Origin of the sequence: Clostridium thermarum (assembly GCF_006351925.1) — a bacterium.
In the GTDB taxonomy this organism is placed as follows: domain Bacteria; phylum Bacillota; class Clostridia; order Clostridiales; family Clostridiaceae; genus Clostridium_AU; species Clostridium_AU thermarum.
Map to the genome: position 1 here is coordinate 568605 of NZ_CP040924.1, position 15685 is coordinate 584289.

Annotated in this window: 12 protein-coding genes, 5 tRNA genes and 1 pseudogene; 5 read left to right on the top strand and 13 right to left on the bottom strand. The window is 39.6% G+C overall.

From position 1 onward, the window contains the following. Positions 1-13: 13 nt before the first annotated feature. The 4 genes from FHY60_RS02515 (at position 14) to FHY60_RS02530 (ending at position 5978) form a co-directional block, all read left to right on the top strand. Positions 14-937 carry a carbohydrate ABC transporter permease gene (locus tag FHY60_RS02515; protein WP_139903062.1) on the top strand — a complete coding sequence of 308 codons (924 nt, stop codon included), beginning with the start codon at positions 14-16 and terminating at the stop codon, positions 935-937. 207 nt (positions 938-1144) lie between these two features. Next, a complete protein-coding gene (locus tag FHY60_RS02520; RefSeq protein WP_139903065.1) occupies positions 1145-1750 on the top strand; it encodes a TetR/AcrR family transcriptional regulator in 606 nt (201 codons plus the stop codon). Between the two features lie 167 nt (positions 1751-1917). Then, the gene (locus FHY60_RS02525; protein WP_139903068.1) at positions 1918-2622 is read left to right on the top strand and encodes an ABC transporter ATP-binding protein; all 705 of its coding nucleotides are present in this window, start codon (positions 1918-1920) and stop codon (positions 2620-2622) included. A gap of 2 nt (positions 2623-2624) precedes the next feature. Further along, positions 2625-5978: an ABC transporter permease gene (locus FHY60_RS02530; RefSeq protein ID WP_139903070.1), complete on the top strand. Its 3354-nt coding sequence runs from the start codon at positions 2625-2627 to the stop codon at positions 5976-5978. 118 nt (positions 5979-6096) lie between these two features. On the opposite strand, the gene FHY60_RS17725 is transcribed toward FHY60_RS02530, so the two are convergent. The 5 genes from FHY60_RS17725 to FHY60_RS02550 form a co-directional block, all read right to left on the bottom strand. Then, the gene (locus FHY60_RS17725) at positions 6097-6201 is read right to left on the bottom strand and encodes a beta-xylosidase family glycoside hydrolase (RefSeq protein WP_163215706.1); all 105 of its coding nucleotides are present in this window, start codon (positions 6199-6201) and stop codon (positions 6097-6099) included. 9 nt (positions 6202-6210) lie between these two features. Beyond that, positions 6211-8337: a glycoside hydrolase family 3 C-terminal domain-containing protein gene (locus FHY60_RS02535; RefSeq protein ID WP_139903073.1), complete on the bottom strand. Its 2127-nt coding sequence runs from the start codon at positions 8335-8337 to the stop codon at positions 6211-6213. 136 nt (positions 8338-8473) lie between these two features. Continuing rightward, a complete protein-coding gene (locus FHY60_RS02540; protein WP_139903075.1) occupies positions 8474-9295 on the bottom strand; it encodes a glycoside hydrolase family 2 TIM barrel-domain containing protein in 822 nt (273 codons plus the stop codon). Then, positions 9271-9462, bottom strand: a complete 192-nt coding sequence (locus FHY60_RS18215; protein ID WP_139903078.1) for a hypothetical protein — start codon at positions 9460-9462, stop codon at positions 9271-9273. The genes FHY60_RS02540 and FHY60_RS18215 overlap by 25 nt, the downstream gene beginning before the upstream one ends. Beyond that, complete coding sequence (locus FHY60_RS02550) at positions 9396-9758, bottom strand: hypothetical protein (RefSeq protein ID WP_139903081.1); 363 nt, start codon at positions 9756-9758, stop codon at positions 9396-9398. The genes FHY60_RS18215 and FHY60_RS02550 overlap by 67 nt, the downstream gene beginning before the upstream one ends. A gap of 185 nt (positions 9759-9943) precedes the next feature. On the opposite strand from FHY60_RS02550, the gene FHY60_RS18580 reads away from it, so the two are divergent. Beyond that, the gene (locus FHY60_RS18580; protein ID WP_341472553.1) at positions 9944-10090 is read left to right on the top strand and encodes a trypsin-like peptidase domain-containing protein; all 147 of its coding nucleotides are present in this window, start codon (positions 9944-9946) and stop codon (positions 10088-10090) included. Positions 10091-10255: 165 nt separating this feature from the next. Here FHY60_RS18580 and FHY60_RS02560 read toward each other — a convergent pair. From FHY60_RS02560 to glpK, 8 genes and pseudogenes are all read right to left on the bottom strand, one after another. Continuing rightward, positions 10256-10330: transfer RNA gene (locus FHY60_RS02560), tRNA-Gly, on the bottom strand. A gap of 19 nt (positions 10331-10349) precedes the next feature. Beyond that, a tRNA-Leu gene (locus tag FHY60_RS02565) sits at positions 10350-10433 on the bottom strand. A 5-nt stretch (positions 10434-10438) separates the two neighbouring features. Beyond that, positions 10439-10514 (bottom strand) — tRNA-Lys (locus FHY60_RS02570). A gap of 3 nt (positions 10515-10517) precedes the next feature. Continuing rightward, positions 10518-10592 (bottom strand) — tRNA-Gln (locus FHY60_RS02575). Between the two features lie 10 nt (positions 10593-10602). Next, positions 10603-10678 (bottom strand) — tRNA-Pro (locus FHY60_RS02580). Between the two features lie 411 nt (positions 10679-11089). Next, positions 11090-12466, bottom strand: coding sequence for a methyl-accepting chemotaxis protein (locus FHY60_RS02585; RefSeq protein WP_139903083.1), 1377 nt, complete (start codon positions 12464-12466; stop codon positions 11090-11092). Between the two features lie 129 nt (positions 12467-12595). Beyond that, positions 12596-13207, bottom strand: a pseudogene (locus FHY60_RS18585) (N-acetylglucosaminidase); the annotation flags it as partial. 736 nt (positions 13208-13943) lie between these two features. After that, positions 13944-15437 (bottom strand): glycerol kinase GlpK, encoded by a 1494-nt coding sequence (gene glpK, locus FHY60_RS02595; RefSeq protein WP_139903086.1) that lies wholly within the window; start codon positions 15435-15437, stop codon positions 13944-13946. Positions 15438-15685: the final 248 nt, after the last annotated feature.

Genomic DNA, 15685 nt, shown 5'->3' on the forward strand with positions numbered 1-15685 from the left:
GAGGCAGTATAATATGAAAAAGAGAAGAAAAAAAATGAAGCTTGGAGACAGAATATTTAATATATTTAATGCAATATTTATGTTGGCGCTCGTTGTTGTAACCCTATACCCTTTTTTAAATACATTGGCAATATCCTTTAATGATGCCTCAGATACCATGCGTGGAGGAATTTATATATGGCCACGAAGGTGGACATTGTTTAATTATGAATCCATTTTTGCAAACGGTTATGTGTATCGTGCTTTTTTCGTATCTGTAGCAAGGACAGTACTTTCAACAGTACTTAATTTGTTCTTTACTGCCATGCTTGCTTATACTTTGAGCAGGAAAGAGTATGTTTTCAGAAAATTCATCACTGTGGTGTTTGTTCTTACCATGTATTTTAACGCCGGCTTGATACCGGGATACTTCCTCATAAAAAGGCTTGGGCTTATAAACAGCTTCTGGGTTTATGTTATTCCATCCATGATAGGTGCCTTTAATCTTATCGTTATAAGAACTTATATAAAGTCCCTTCCGGATAGTATGGTAGAAGCTGCCAAAATTGATGGCGCAGGAGAGTTTAAAATTTTTATGCAGGTAATCTTCCCTCTTTGTAAACCTGTTTTAGCTGTAGTAGGACTCTTTGTGGCTGTTGGAGCATGGAACACTTGGTTTGATACTTTCCTTTATAATTCTTCAAAGCAGCACTTGAGTACTCTGCAGTATGAACTTATGAAGGTATTGGCCACATCTATGAGCACCAGTGCCACTGCCTCAGCAGTTCAAGGCAGTATAGCTGCCCGGAGCGGAGGATCCCAGTTAAGCAATAGTGTAACCCCGCAATCCATAAGAGCTGCAATTACCATTGTTGCAGCAACGCCCATACTTTTGGTATATCCCTTCCTTCAGAAGTATTTCGTAGTTGGAATAAATGTAGGAAGTGTAAAGGAATAGTATGAAATACTATGCTGAAACATATTGATTGTGTTTTGAATAATATTAACTCCATAATAGTGAATATATGTCATGGGAAAATTCTTATTTTATTGGGTTTTTCCATGATTTTATTTTTATGTTCATTGCATATAATTTCTTTCTGTACAAACTATTGACATTAAAAAAAAAGAGGTATAAAATTTAAAAATGAACGGAGGTTTTCTAATGCAATATCTGAAAGACGAAGTGAGAAACCGTATAGTTAAAGAGGCCCTGAAGGAGTTTATGGAGAAGGGGTATGAAGGGGCGTCCATAAGAAGTATAGCTAAAAAATCCAATACTTCAGTGGGAAACATATATAAGTACTTCTACTCAAAAGAAGATATATATGAGAATCTCATAGGCTCTGTGTATCACAGGCTTATTAACTATATAGGGCAGTTTGACAAGGTAGAGCTTAATGAAAGGGCATCTGTAGTATTTGATGAGCTTATGGAAGAAACAGTGGAGATCTTTAACTCCAGCAGTACTGAAATTTCAATACTTCTCAACCAAAGTAAAGGCTCTAAGTATGAAAACTGTAAGAGTATATTTGTTGATTTTATAAGCAGAGTAACTGCAGAAAAGATGAAATATGAACTGTCAATTAAGGGCAAGAGACTCAAGGACGACTTTTGTATCTATCTCATCTCTTACAGCCTGGTGGAATCTATTGCTATTATAGTGCGGGAAAAGCAAGAGGGTGAGGAAGTTAGAAAAATTATACTAAACCTAATAGACATTTTCTATACGGACCTTGTAAATAAATTAGATACAGAAGATGTAGAATAATAGTAATATGCTTTCTGTGATAGAAAGCTATATTTTTGAGTGAAAAGAGAACGTCGGTTCATCAATTAATAATGAATAATTATGGGGGATTTTTTCTGTTTTTCTTGCCAAAATCTTCAAATTAATGATACTTTAATCAGAAATAAAGAAAGGAGAGTCGCAAAAAAGTGGGTAGTTTTGTAGAAGTAAAAAACGTAAAAAAGTGTTATGATATGGGCGAAGTTGTGATTACAGCAGTAGATGATGTTTCCTTCTCTATAGAAAAGGGTGAGTTTGTTATCATTCTCGGGGCCAGCGGTGCAGGAAAATCAACAATACTCAATCTCTTAGGCGGTATGGATTATGTAACGGAGGGAAGTATCTTTGTAGATGGCAATGAAATAAGCAGGTTTGATAAGAAGCTCCTTACAAAATATAGGCGGGAAGACATTGGTTTCGTATTTCAATTTTATAATTTGGTGCAGAATTTAAATGCCTTGGAAAATGTAGAACTGGCAGTGGAACTGTGCAAGGATTCCATGGATCCGGAGGAAGTGATGAAAAGTGTGGGACTGGGCGATAGACTCAACAACTTCCCCTCACAGCTTTCCGGAGGAGAACAGCAAAGGGTATCTATAGCCAGAGCTATTGCAAAAAATCCTAAGCTATTGCTTTGTGACGAGCCTACCGGTGCCCTGGACTATAACACCGGCAAGGCTATATTAAAACTGCTGTCAGATACGGCAAAGAAGTACAATATGACAGTGGTTGTAATAACTCATAACTCGGCTATTGCACCAATAGCTGATAAAGTTATAACCGTGAAGAGTGGAAAAATAGCAAGTATCAAAAGGAATGAAAATCCGGCTCCAATAGAAAGTATAGAGTGGTAAACATGGGAAAAACTTTTTTAAAAAATTTACTAAGAGACATAAAAAAGACACTTTCACGGTTTTTATCAATAGTAATAATCATTGCAGTGGGCGTAGCCTTTTATGCAGGAGTGCGGGCAACAAGCCCCGATATGAAGATATCAGGAGATGCTTACTTCAGTAAAACCAATCTTATGGATTTTAGGATAATTTCCACTCTTGGTCTTACTGAGGGAGACCTGGCTGAAATTCAAAAGTTAGATGGGGTCACAAAGGCTGAGGGGGCTTACTCCATTGATGCGGTGACGGAATTGAATGAAAGGCAGCTGGTGCTGAATATCAACTCTCTCAGTCCGGAAGGGGGTATCAACGATATAAGGCTTACCCAGGGCAGAAAGCCGGAAAATTCCAGGGAAGCAGTGGTAGAGGATAAATTTTTGGAAGGGGCTCATCTAAAGCTTGGGGATAAGCTAATCCTTAAGTCCGGCAACGACAGTAAATTAGAAGATAGCTTGAAACATATGGAATTTACTATTGTGGGAACGGCCCAATCTCCCTTATACGTATCTGCCCAAAGACAGCTTAGCTCATTGGGAAACGGCAGTGTAAGCGGTTTTGTGTATATACTGCCTGAGGTTTTCAAAAGTGAAGTATATACAGAGATCTATGTGAGAACTGAAAGCGATGAGTCTACTAACAGCCTTTTGGACAATGAAGCCTACAAAAATTACATCAGTAATATAGAAAAGTCACTAAAGGATTTAGGCAAGCCAAGAAATGAGTTAAGATATGCTGAGGTTCTAAATACAGCAGAGGATAAACTGAGAGAGGCAGAGCTTGAACTTGAAGACGCTAAAAAAGAAGCTGCAGAAAAGTTTGCCGATGCCCATAGGCAGATAAATGATGCAGAAGAGAAAATAGCCAGGGGGTGGAGAGAATTAGAGAAAAATGAGGCTCGCTACAATCAAAAGATGGCAGATGGACAAAAACAGATAGAGGATGGGAAAAAGAGAATCTTATCCGGTGAAGCGGAAATAGCTGCCAATAAAAATAAAATAGAAGAGGGAAAACTTCAGCTTGCAGCCGGCAAGAGAGAACTTGAGGAAGGCGAAGCTAAGCTAGCAGCAGGAAAGCAGCAGGCCGCAGAAAGTATTTCCGCTGGAATAAGTGGAGAGGTGGAAAAGGCAAGGCTGCTGATGGAAGCAGATCCTACCGATGTTACCTATGCTTATCAGTATAATGACATAAACAGACTTTATGAGAAGTACATCAAAGGAAAGAACTTTGACGACATGTATGCTGCACTGAAAAATGATAATATGTTGGAAGGCATAAAGGCCTATTTCGACATAGAGACCTTAAAGCAAGACTTTGACAAGTCAGAGGCCACTATAAGCAGCGGTAAACAAGAGCTGGAGGCAAAAGAAAGAGAACTCCTAGCCGGGGAGGAAGCCCTTAAAAAAGGTGAAGAGGAGCTTGAAAAGAGCAAAAAAGAAATTGCAAAAGCGGAAGTTGAACTGAAGCAGGGAAGAGCGGAAGGCTTAACAAAGCTTAAAGACGCAAGGAAAGAGCTGGAGGATGGACAAAAAGAACTGGAAGAAAATAAAGAAAAATTAAAGAAGGAAGAGGCGGATGCCAATGAGAAGTTTGCAGAGGCTGAAGCTGAAATTAAGAAAAACAGAGAAAAGCTTGCAGACATCAAAAGGCCTGAGTGGTATGTCTTAGGCAGGTCTGCTAACATAGGCTACGAAACCTACAGGCAGGACAGTGACAGAATCGATAATATCGGGAAGGCTTTCCCCCTAATATTTTTCCTGGTGGCAGCCTTGGTAAGCCTCACCACTATGACCAGAATGGTGCAGGAAAAGAGGATGGAGATCGGAACCTTTAATGCCCTTGGCTATTCCAAGGGGGCCATTGTAGCCCATTATCTGATATACTCACTTTCAGCCAGTGCTGTTGGAAGTCTTATAGGAATTTCCATTGGCTTTAGATTGTTTCCGCCGCTTATTATAAATGCCTATGGATCCCTTTATGCTATTCCGGATACCCTAACACCCTTTAATGGAGGTCTTGCCCTTCAGGCTTCACTGCTGGCCGTATTCTTTACCGCAGCGGCGGCAGTGGGGGCAACCATAGATGAGTTAAGAGAAGTGCCTGCTTCCCTTATGAGACCAAAGCCACCAAAGTCCGGTAAGGTCATATTCTTGGAGAAAATTTCCTTCATATGGAAAAGGTTGAGCTTCACAAGGAAGGTTACTGCCAGAAATATCTTCAGATATAAGCAGAGGCTCTTCATGACGGTTATTGGTATAGCTGCCTGCACAGGCTTAATGATCACCGGCTTTGGGCTTAAGGAAGGAATAATAGGTGCAACAGAAGCTCAATTCCAAGAGATCTACCGGTATAACATGCAGGGAAATCTGAATAAAAATGTTACTGAATCAGACAAAAATGTCATAAAGGAAGAGGCGCAAAAAAATAATAACGTTAAGTCCATATTATTTTTTTATTCAAAGAATGGGTCTGTAGGTATGGGAGACTCAAAAAGTCAGGATGCTTATATAATTGTTCCGGAAGATAAGAATCAGTTTAATAGCTATATTTATTTAAATACAAAGGGGCAAGAAATAGCGTTTCAGGATGATGGGGTCATATTGACAAGGAAGCTTTCCAAGCTTACCAAGAAAGCCCTTGGGGATACCATTGAGCTTACCCTAGAGGATAGGGTTGTGAAAGCAAGGGTAGCAGGTATAACAGAGCACTATATCCAGCATTATGTTTATATGAGTCCAGCTTACTATAAAAAGCTTATGGGCAGTGATGTAAGCTATAACAGCTTCTATGGACTGCTTAAGGACACTTCCGAGGAGGCTCAGAATAAAACCGCTGCAGAACTGAAAACTATAGAAGGGGTAACCTCTGTGGGCTTTAAGAATAACATCCACATTGATTACAACAAGAGTATAGACAGCATAAATTCCGTAGTGTTGATACTTATAATCTCCGCTGGAGTCCTGGCCTTTGTTGTAATTTATAACCTGACAAATATCAATATTACAGAAAGAAGAAGGGAGCTTGCAACAATAAAACTCCTGGGCTTCTATGACCACGAACTGGCCCTTTATATATACAGGGAAAACATGATACTTACTGTAATAGGCAGTTTAGCGGGAATACTTGCAGGAATACTGATGAATAAATTTGTCCTGTATGCCGCAGAAACCAATGTAATAATGTTCTTGGAAGAAATCAGTTCAATTTCATTCTTGATCTCAGTGTTATTGACCATATTGTTCTCCGTAGCGGTAAACCTGGCTATGTATAAGAGATTTGACAAGATAGATATGATTGAATCCCTGAAAAGTGCAGAATAAGGGTGCAGTACTTATGGTTTCCACACAAATGGGATATAGAAACATACAGAATTAACAGACTATCCACAAAGTATAACTTGAAAGGGTTATGCTTTGTGGATAGTTTTTATTACATATCTTAAATTATTTGAAAAGTAGCATTGGAAGTAGAATCAGTTCCATTACTTGTGGCATACAAGCCAAAGAATACCCCTGTGAAGCCACCGGTGACTATAGTAGTCATATTTGCCTCCTAATTGTTATGTTTTATTTTTACTTTGCAGCATTGGTATAGATCTTTATCGGAGGAAGAACCACCAACCTTTATTATGAGTTCTACATCTTCCACTACCCAAGCAGCCTTCTCAGCATTCCAATAAGCGGTATCCCTTGCATCAAAGGAAAGCCCAACAGAAGTCTTTTTACCGGCTTCGATCATAACCCTGTTAAAGGCTTTTAATTCTTTTATAGGACGTTCCACAGAGGAGTTTACATATTCAACATACAGCTGGACTACCTCTTCTCCGTCCCGGTACCCTATGTTTTCAACATCTACAGTGACTGTCAGAGTGTCATTTGGACCTATTTCAGTTGAACTTGGTATTAAATCTGAGTACCTGAACTTTGTATAGCTTAAACCATAGCCAAAGGGATAAAGTGGATCACCTTTGAAATACATGTAGGTTCGGCCGTTTCGGATATTATAATCCATAATATCCGGCACCTGGTCCAGGGACTTTGGCCAGGTCTGCACAAGACGGCCAGCAGGATTATAGTCTCCGAAAATTACATCTGCCAGAGCACTGCCCATCTCCTGGCTGTTCTGGGTCATGTGCAAAATGGAAGGTATAGTTTCCTGAGCCCTATTAACTGCATATGGGAAACTGGAAACCAGCACAAGGATGGTATTTTTATTGGCCTTAAGTACCTCTTGCAGAATGTCTTCATCGGCCTTTTCTAAGTTTATAGACTTTCTATCGGCAGCTTCTCTGCCTTCACTGTCCATTTGCGTGATTGCCCAGCCTAAGTTTCCGGATACCGGATCATTACCTATTATAACTATGGCTACGTCCGATTTTGATGCTGCCTCCACAGCTGCATTATTGGTATTATCAAAGGCATAATTTACAGTAACATTATTTCCTAGCTTATCTTTTATCCCCTGCAGTGGAGTGATAGAGTAGGGCAGATCTCCGCCGTACCAATCTACGTGTACAATGTCAGCCTTGTGGCCGATGACGGCAACACTTTTTAAGGAAGACTTATCAAGAGGAAGTAAGTCATTACTGTTCTTCAATAACACTATGGACTTTTGTGTAGCCTTCTTTACCAGGGCCTTATGCGCCTCACTTTCCCAGGGAGCCGTTTGTCCAATTTTTGTATAAGGCACCATTTCAGGTGGATCCAGAAGGCCAAGACGGATCATGATTCTCAAGTTTCTCCTCAAAACTTCATCGATGTCCTCCATACTTATCAAACCGGCATCCAAGGCCTCATTAACGCCATCGGTGTATAGGGGGTCTAAAAATTGGCTTATACCGGCCTTGATACAGGCGGCGGAAGCATCTCTGTTATTATCGTAATAGTGGTGATCTGTTACCAAAAGACCTAAGGCGCCTCCATCGGTGCAGATAATACCGTCCACACCCCATTCCTTCATAGTTATATCCCGGATAAAGGGATTTATTATACAGGGGATGCCATTATATTTGTTATAGGCCGTCATATAGTTATCAGCTCCTCCCACCGTAAAACCCTTCATAAAGGGATAGGAATAGTACTCTCTGAATAAGCGGTCATCAAAGTCTGAAGAAGAGGAGGTACGGGTATCCTCATTACTGTTAGCTAAAAAATGCTTTAAGAGGGAAGCTGTCCGGATATATTTCGGATCATCCCCCTGCAAGCCCTTAACAAAGGCAACGGTCATTACGCTGTTGAAGTATGGATCTTCACCAAAGCATTCCTCTGTCCGTCCCCATCGAGGGTCTCTTCCTAAGTCGGCATTGGGGGCCCTTACTACAAGACCGCCTCTGCCAAGCTTGTGATAGGCATATCTGAATTCTATAGCTTCTGCTTCAGCCGCTTCTTTAATCAGTATGGGATCCCAGGTTTCTGCTAGACCAATAGCTTGGCAAAATTGTGTGGTGGCCATAGGCACATCGCCCCCCCATTTACCGGGGCCTCCTAGTGCAGCACCATGATAGCCTTCCACCTGGCCGGCCACAGAAAAACCAAGCCTGGAGATGGTGTGGTTACCACTGTCCAAAAGCTGAATTTTTTCTTCCCTTGTCAAAAGATCTAGGAGGTTGTTAATTCTTTCTTCCATGGGCAAGGAGGGGTTTTGAAAGGGATACTCGTACTTGTTTTTGTTTGAATTCATTATTATCACTCCCGTATTGTAATATCTGTTAAATTGACAATTGTCCATTGTCAATGGTAAATTGTATTAAGCACTTTCCTTAGTGTATCAACATCTAACACGTCAGCCGGTTGGAATTTGTCAGATTTAAAGTAATTCAGTATGGAATATAAAAGCTGCCTGCCTTTAATGGACCGGTATATTTGGATATTTCATCGAAATTGGGATAGGTTTGATATTGGCCTATCTCATGGGAAACCACCGGTACCTTGGGGATAAGTCCGACATCGGAGCTTATTGCTTCCACCTTCTTTGTTCCTGTGCCAAATTGTATTTCAATAGTTTCTCCGGCTGCTTTTACCGAAGTCTTATCGATTTCTATTTCTGTTGGAACTATGTTCTCATCGTAACTCTTCATGGTGCTTGGTTCGCACACCTGCACATGGCCCAGTGGAGCGTCACACATGGCATAAGAACCTCTTATTAACCTGTTTCGTGAAAATCTTACACCGCTGAAAAAGTCATCTTCCTCCAAGATAACCGGGGTAAACTGGAAGTTGTTAGAGCCCTGGGTATATAAATGTCTGTTATCAATACTTTTATAGAGGCGCAGAATTTCTGCCATCCTTTCCTTGCTGCCCCACAGCTCATTGCCAAGAGACATCATTGCAAAGGAAGGGTGGTTGCCGTAGGTCTTCAACATGGCAAGACCTTCAGCTATTAAGTATTCCTGCTCTACGGCATTATGATTTTCGTAGCTTTCGTCAGTCATGGTTCCCCAGAAAGGAAGTTCAGGCTGCATATAGATTCCTAATATATCAGCAGCCACAAAGGCAGTTTCCGGTGGACAGCAGGTGTGAAAGCGGTAATGATTTATGCCATAGGACTTGGATATTGAAAGCACTTTAAGCCACTCTTCTACAGTAGTGGGAGCAAAGCCGGTCTTTGGGAAGATCAAGCCATCGTGTTTTCCACGCATAAAGGTTTTGCTCCGTTAATGTTGAATTTATCCCCATCGGAACCAAGCTTTCTTAAGCCAGTGGTAACTTCAGCCGTATCTACTAGAGAACCATTGATTTTTAAACCAAGCTTAAAGGTGTAGAGGTTGGGCTCATATTCGCTCCATAAAAGAACATCCTCACCCATCTCATAATCTTCCAATTTGTCTGCGTATCCGGTGAGGTTAGATGGCCGCCCTTTGTTGGGTAATGCGTATTATCCACCAGTATGTTAATGATATGTTTCCCAAGGGATAGATTTTCTGTTATATCATAAATATCTGTTAGAAAGCCAACTTCTCTGCTTTCATTTCTATTGCCCTTTTTGGCATAGGAAGTGGTGCCCGGCAGGGTAATTGTGTCTCTGAAAACAGGAGGCATGCCTTTTTTATTTCCGTCAAGGTGGAAATTCCAAATTCCACTGATATCTATACATTTAAACATAGTTAAAACCTCCAATACACTTTTGTTTCGGTGGATTTTATATATATTAATGGTTCTTATTAAATCGTATACATTCCAAGAATAATGTTCAATCATAGTAATTTGACATAAATGACATGAAAATTTATAGGTTTTTGAAATACAAATATTTAAGCTTCATTTAAGGAAGCAATTCTATAATAAAGATATCAGCAAAGTTAATACGTAAAGATGCCAAAACCGATCTGGCAGTTTTAAAAATAGAAGCTTCAGACTTAACAACTGCAGTTTATGGGGATTCTTCTAAATTAGTTGTTGGCGAGCTTGCTGTAGCTATAGGTAATCCACTATAGGGATAGCCATATTTTTTTTATGCTAATATAGCATCAAATTTGGTGAAACTACACTAAAAATAGTAACTGCTTGAGGAATTAAAGGACTTAAAAGATCCACAACCTAGGGAACTTGTACATTTTATAAAAAGAAAAACAGAGAACCTGTCTCTGTTTTCTTTCTATTGGAGCGGAAGACGGGATTCGAACCCGCAACTTTCACCTTGGCAAGGTGACACTCTACCATTGAGTCACTCCCGCATATTAAATTTAAAATAAATGGTGCAGATGAAGGGAGTCGAACCCCCACGCCGTAGGCGCTAGATCCTAAGTCTAGTGCGTCTGCCAATTCCGCCACATCTGCACACTTGGTGGCTCACCGGGGAATCGAACCCCGGACACCATGATTAAAAGTCATGTGCTCTACCGACTGAGCTAGTGAACCAAATGGCTGGGATAGAAGGATTCGAACCTTCGCATACAGGAGTCAAAGTCCTGTGCCTTACCGCTTGGCGATATCCCAATGAATCCAATGGTCGGGGTGACAGGGATTGAACCTGCGACCTCATGGTCCCAAACCACGCGCGCTCCCATCTGCGCCACACCCCGTTAAATTGATTTCCATGCCTAAGTTATTTTATATGAAATTTATTTATTCGTCAATACCTATTTTTTAAAATAATCTATGTACTTATAGATCATAAAATATTAAAGGATTGGGGGGGCATAGGCAAATTTTGGCTTATAAATGTGGAACAATTTGTCCTATAATGGCATAATATGTAGTAATATATGGTATAGTATAAATCCAATCAATGATAATCCAATTGTCATTGATTGGAGATACCAATATATTACTTCAGCATTTTCTGTGGGTCCCAGTATAGAAGGGTAGGTTCACATTCAATATGGCTCAGATTTTACTCCACCGAAACAAGCAATAGCTACGTCTACTCATTAGTTGGAATGCCGGCATGGTACCTCCTCTGTGCCGGCATATTTTAATTTTCTTACTAGGTATTATATTTTAAATCTTAGAACTAATTCGTTTAGCTTTTGGGCTAACTCAGCCTGGCTTTGAGCTGTATGGGCAATTTGCTCCATGGCTGCAGTAGAGTCGTTTATGCTTTCATTAATTTGCTGTGAGTTAATTGATGAATTTTGAGAAAGTTCAGCTAGGGATTGAACTCCGTAAGATATTTGACCTATTGTAGTTTTTAAGTCTTTAGTCATGGAAGCTAATTCCTCGGACATACTGCTTACAAAGTCTGCATCTTCATGATATTGACTTCCAATACTCTCGAAGTTTCCGAACTGCGTTTTTACATTTTCATTCATAAAAACCAGCAGGCGTCTACTATTATGAGAAAGATCCTTGAAGGAAACTTGAACCTTATCAATTATCATCTTAATACTGTTTACGGAAGCTGCGGTCTGTTCAGCAAGCTTTCTTACTTCATCAGCAACTACAGCAAAACCTTTCCCCTGCTCACCGGCCCTGGCAGCCTCTATGGCAGCATTCAAGGCCAATAGGTTTGTTTGCTCAGCTACATTGGCAATGGTATCTGCTATTACACGGATTTCTTCTACCACTTTACCATCTTCTATAGACTTGAGAATTTTACTTTGCCTGTCTGCATATACCCGTTCGGTTTCTTCAAGAGCTTCCTTACTACTATTTTGCATTTCTGCAGCTCGTTCCTTTATTTTAATTGAATTGCTGTTTCCATCAACAGCCTTATCAGATAGAAGACTCACATTGGAATCGATTTCTTGCATGGATGCAGATATTTCTTCAGCTGTAGCAGTGGTTTCCTGAACACCTGCATTGATTTCCTGTATGGATTTATTTATAGTCTCAAACTGTGAAGAAACTTCTTCTGCAGTTGCAGACAATTCTTCACTTGCTGCACTCAAATCATTAGAATAATCAGTAATATTATGAATAATTGCCTTTATATTATCTAGCATGCTATTTAGATTTTCAGCCATTTGACCAAACTCATCTTTTGTATTTATTGAAATTTTATCTGTTAAGTCTCCTTCTCCAAGTTTTTTAACCATTGAATTTACCTTATCTATATTAACTCTTATATATCTTACCAGAAGAATAACAGCAATAATTGATACTACTAGACATAAGGATCCTATAATTAGCATTTTATACATTAGGCTAGTCAGATTAGAGTTCAAGTCTTTTGAAATGTTTTCTTGTATTGAGGGGATATCAATGGCTGCTATGTTGTCACCTAGAAGAGCGGTGATTTTACTGCTTATTTCCTCGTTAACAATCTGTTTGCTGGAGGAATAAGCTACCAGAGAAATTGCAAATACAGATAGTATAATTATTGGTAAAAGCATTACCAAGATCTTAATACTTATTTTCCTGAATTTCATTTTTACCCTCCTTTTAAATAATATGGTTATAATGTAACATAATCTGATATAAACTTCAATAAAATACCATTAGGTCTGGAAATATATTCTGTAAAAAAATTAAGGCAGTCTGTAATGACTGCCTTATCATCAGTACTTTGGTATATCAAACACTAAGTTTGCGTTGGATAATTTATCAACCAACCTTTTAATATTATAGGTTTGATTATATGCCCAAGCTACATCTGTTGAATATTGATGAGTACCTGGACTAGAAGGATTCCACCGCATTTTGTATAGGGTATTTTGCCTGTAATGTATATTGTTTATATATTGGGCTGAGATCCATTTAGCTCCACCGTTTATTGCAGCATCTACGGAAAACCAATTTTGTTTATAAGCATACTGTGACCCATACTTATCGGGATTAATATCATAAGCACCTATACCGAACATATTGTATACCACCTTTGGAGTAACAGAAACCCCGTCAACCGTACTTACCGTAATACCCTTAGCTAAGGCTGTACTGCCATTTCCTGTCTCTAATAGTGCATGGGAAACTAAATATATGGGACTTACATCATAAGTGACAGCAGCTTGTAGAAATACCGCACCTTTACCCTCTAAAACTCCTTTGCCAGCTAGAATACTGTTTAAATCTGACGCTGTAATACCGGAAGTATAGTTTAGAACTAAAAATTGATATTTGCCATAGGGGTCATTTATAAAATTATCTGGGTTTATATAGAACTCTATTTGCTCATTAGTGGCCGGGAGCCACTGGCTGGTATTATTAGATGAAACATTATAAACTACCGGAGTTGCAGACAGGTTTTTATGCAGTTCAACTAATGCCGTAAAGGGATTAACAGCGCCAGACTCAATAGCAGCAGAGTCGCGTGAACCCGGGAGCATTATCAGTTGATTGGCATAAAGCTTATCTGATGTAAGGTTATTCATATTTTTTATTGTTTCAACTGTAGTGTTATTATTTTTGGCAATAGAGGACAGGGTATCACCAGGCTTAACTATATAATAAACCTTCTTTATTGGATTGAGTTTTGCTTTATGTAATTTTGAAATTAATATAGGCTTATCCCCACGTTTAAAAAAATGCACCGTATCTTTGATTTTCTTGGCAACAGAAGCGGGGACACTTTCTGTAAGTGCATAAGCACCTGGAGCAAGAGAATTAAAAGCAAAAAATGAGAGGATTACTCCTCGATACATAATCTTAACCGAAAGTAGCTTTATATTTGGAAATCTTTCAGCTAGGTACTGTCTAATGTCAGTATTAAAGCTCTTCTTACTTTCTCTATTACTTTGGACTATATCCTCTGCAAATTCTGTTAGGCTATCATCAATATATAGAATGATGGAATAACCATCTTTTTCTTTTAACAGCCTATAGGAATTAAATATATCCATGGTACCACCTCTAGGGAAAATTAGTCACTTTATTTTTAGTTTTTCCTAGAGGTTAGCATATTATTTCCTATTCTTTAGCCCATCCTGCAGACCTGCCAACGGCATCGTGCCATCCCTTTAGGAGTCTTTCTCTCTTTTCTTCATTAGCAGCTGGGATAAAGGATTTGGAGATGGACCAGTTTTCAGCAATTTCATCATTACTCTTCCAGTAACCAACGGCAAGACCGGCTAAATAAGCTGCTCCCAAAGCGGTTGTCTCAATGACTAGTGGCCTGTCTACCTGTACGCCAAGTATATCTGACTGGAACTGCATTAAGAAATTATTAGCACAGGCACCGCCATCAACTTTTAGTGACTTTAGTTTTATACCTGAATCCTTTTCCATTACCTTTATAACATCATTAGTCTGATAGGCTATGGATTCCAAAGTTGCTCTTATTATGTGCTCCTTTCTGGCTCCTCTTGTTAAGCCTACAATTGTTCCGCGGGCATATGGATCCCAATAGGGAGCACCTAGACCAACGAAGGCCGGAACCAGGTAGACTCCGTTTGTATCTTCAACGGCTGTTGCATATTCTTCTGATTCAGCGGCAGTCTTAATCATTCTAAGTTCGTCCCGTAACCATTGAATAGCTGCTCCGGCAACGAAAATACTTCCCTCTAAGGCATATTGAACCTTACCTCCAACTCCCCAGGCTATGGTAGTGAGTAAGCCGTTACTGGATTTAACCGGTTTTTCTCCTGTGTTCATCAGCATGAAGCAGCCTGTACCATATGTGTTCTTGGCCATACCTTCTGTGAAGCAAGTTTGTCCAAATAATGCGGCATGCTGGTCTCCTGCATCGCCTGCAATGACAATTGGGGAACCAAACAAAACAGGGTCTGTATATCCATATAGGAAGCTGGAGGGCTTTACTTCAGGCAGCATGGATTTGGGAATTGTTAGGAGCTCCAACAATTCATCATCCCATTTTAAATCATATATGTTAAAAAGCATTGTTCTCGAAGCATTTGTATAATCGGTAACATGAACCTTGCCCTTGGTCAAGTTCCAAATTAACCATGTATCTACGTTTCCAAATAATAAATTCCCCTTTTCAGCTTCTTCTCTGGCACCGGTAACATTATCAAGAATCCACTTTATCTTAGTGCCGGAGAAATAAGCATCCAATACCAGACCGGTTTTTTTCCTTATTATAGTGTCCATGCCCTTGGCCCTAAGCTCATCACAGTATTCTGCGGTTCTTCTACATTGCCATACGATGGCATTGTACACGGGCAAACCTGTTCTCTTATCCCAAACTATAGTAGTTTCTCTTTGATTTGTAATACCGATGGCGGCAATCTCCTCTGCAGAAACATTCAATCTTGCCATAACTTCTGCAGCAACACTGAACTGAGTTGACCATATTTCCATGGGATTGTGCTCAACCCAGCCTGCCTTGGGATAAATTTGAGTAAATTCCTTTTGTGCCACATTGACAATTTGTCCTTTTTCATTGAATAAAATACTTCTAGAGCTTGTGGTGCCTTGGTCAAAGGCCATTACATACTTTGCCATAAAGTTTCCCTCCCCATTGCATAATTTATGTAAAGGTTTTATAATCAGAGTTAAAAAAAACGTATTAAATCTAAGTACAAGTACTTCCGATCTAATACGGATCTCTTTTCTCAGCCATTGTATCAGTTATGTGTTTAGTATAAGATACAAGCAGGTAAAAGTCAACAATGCATTAAGACAGTTTCATGCAGAAGGAACCTCATGAACTGCTGATTTTTATTAAATCACGTATTAAATTTACCGGAGAG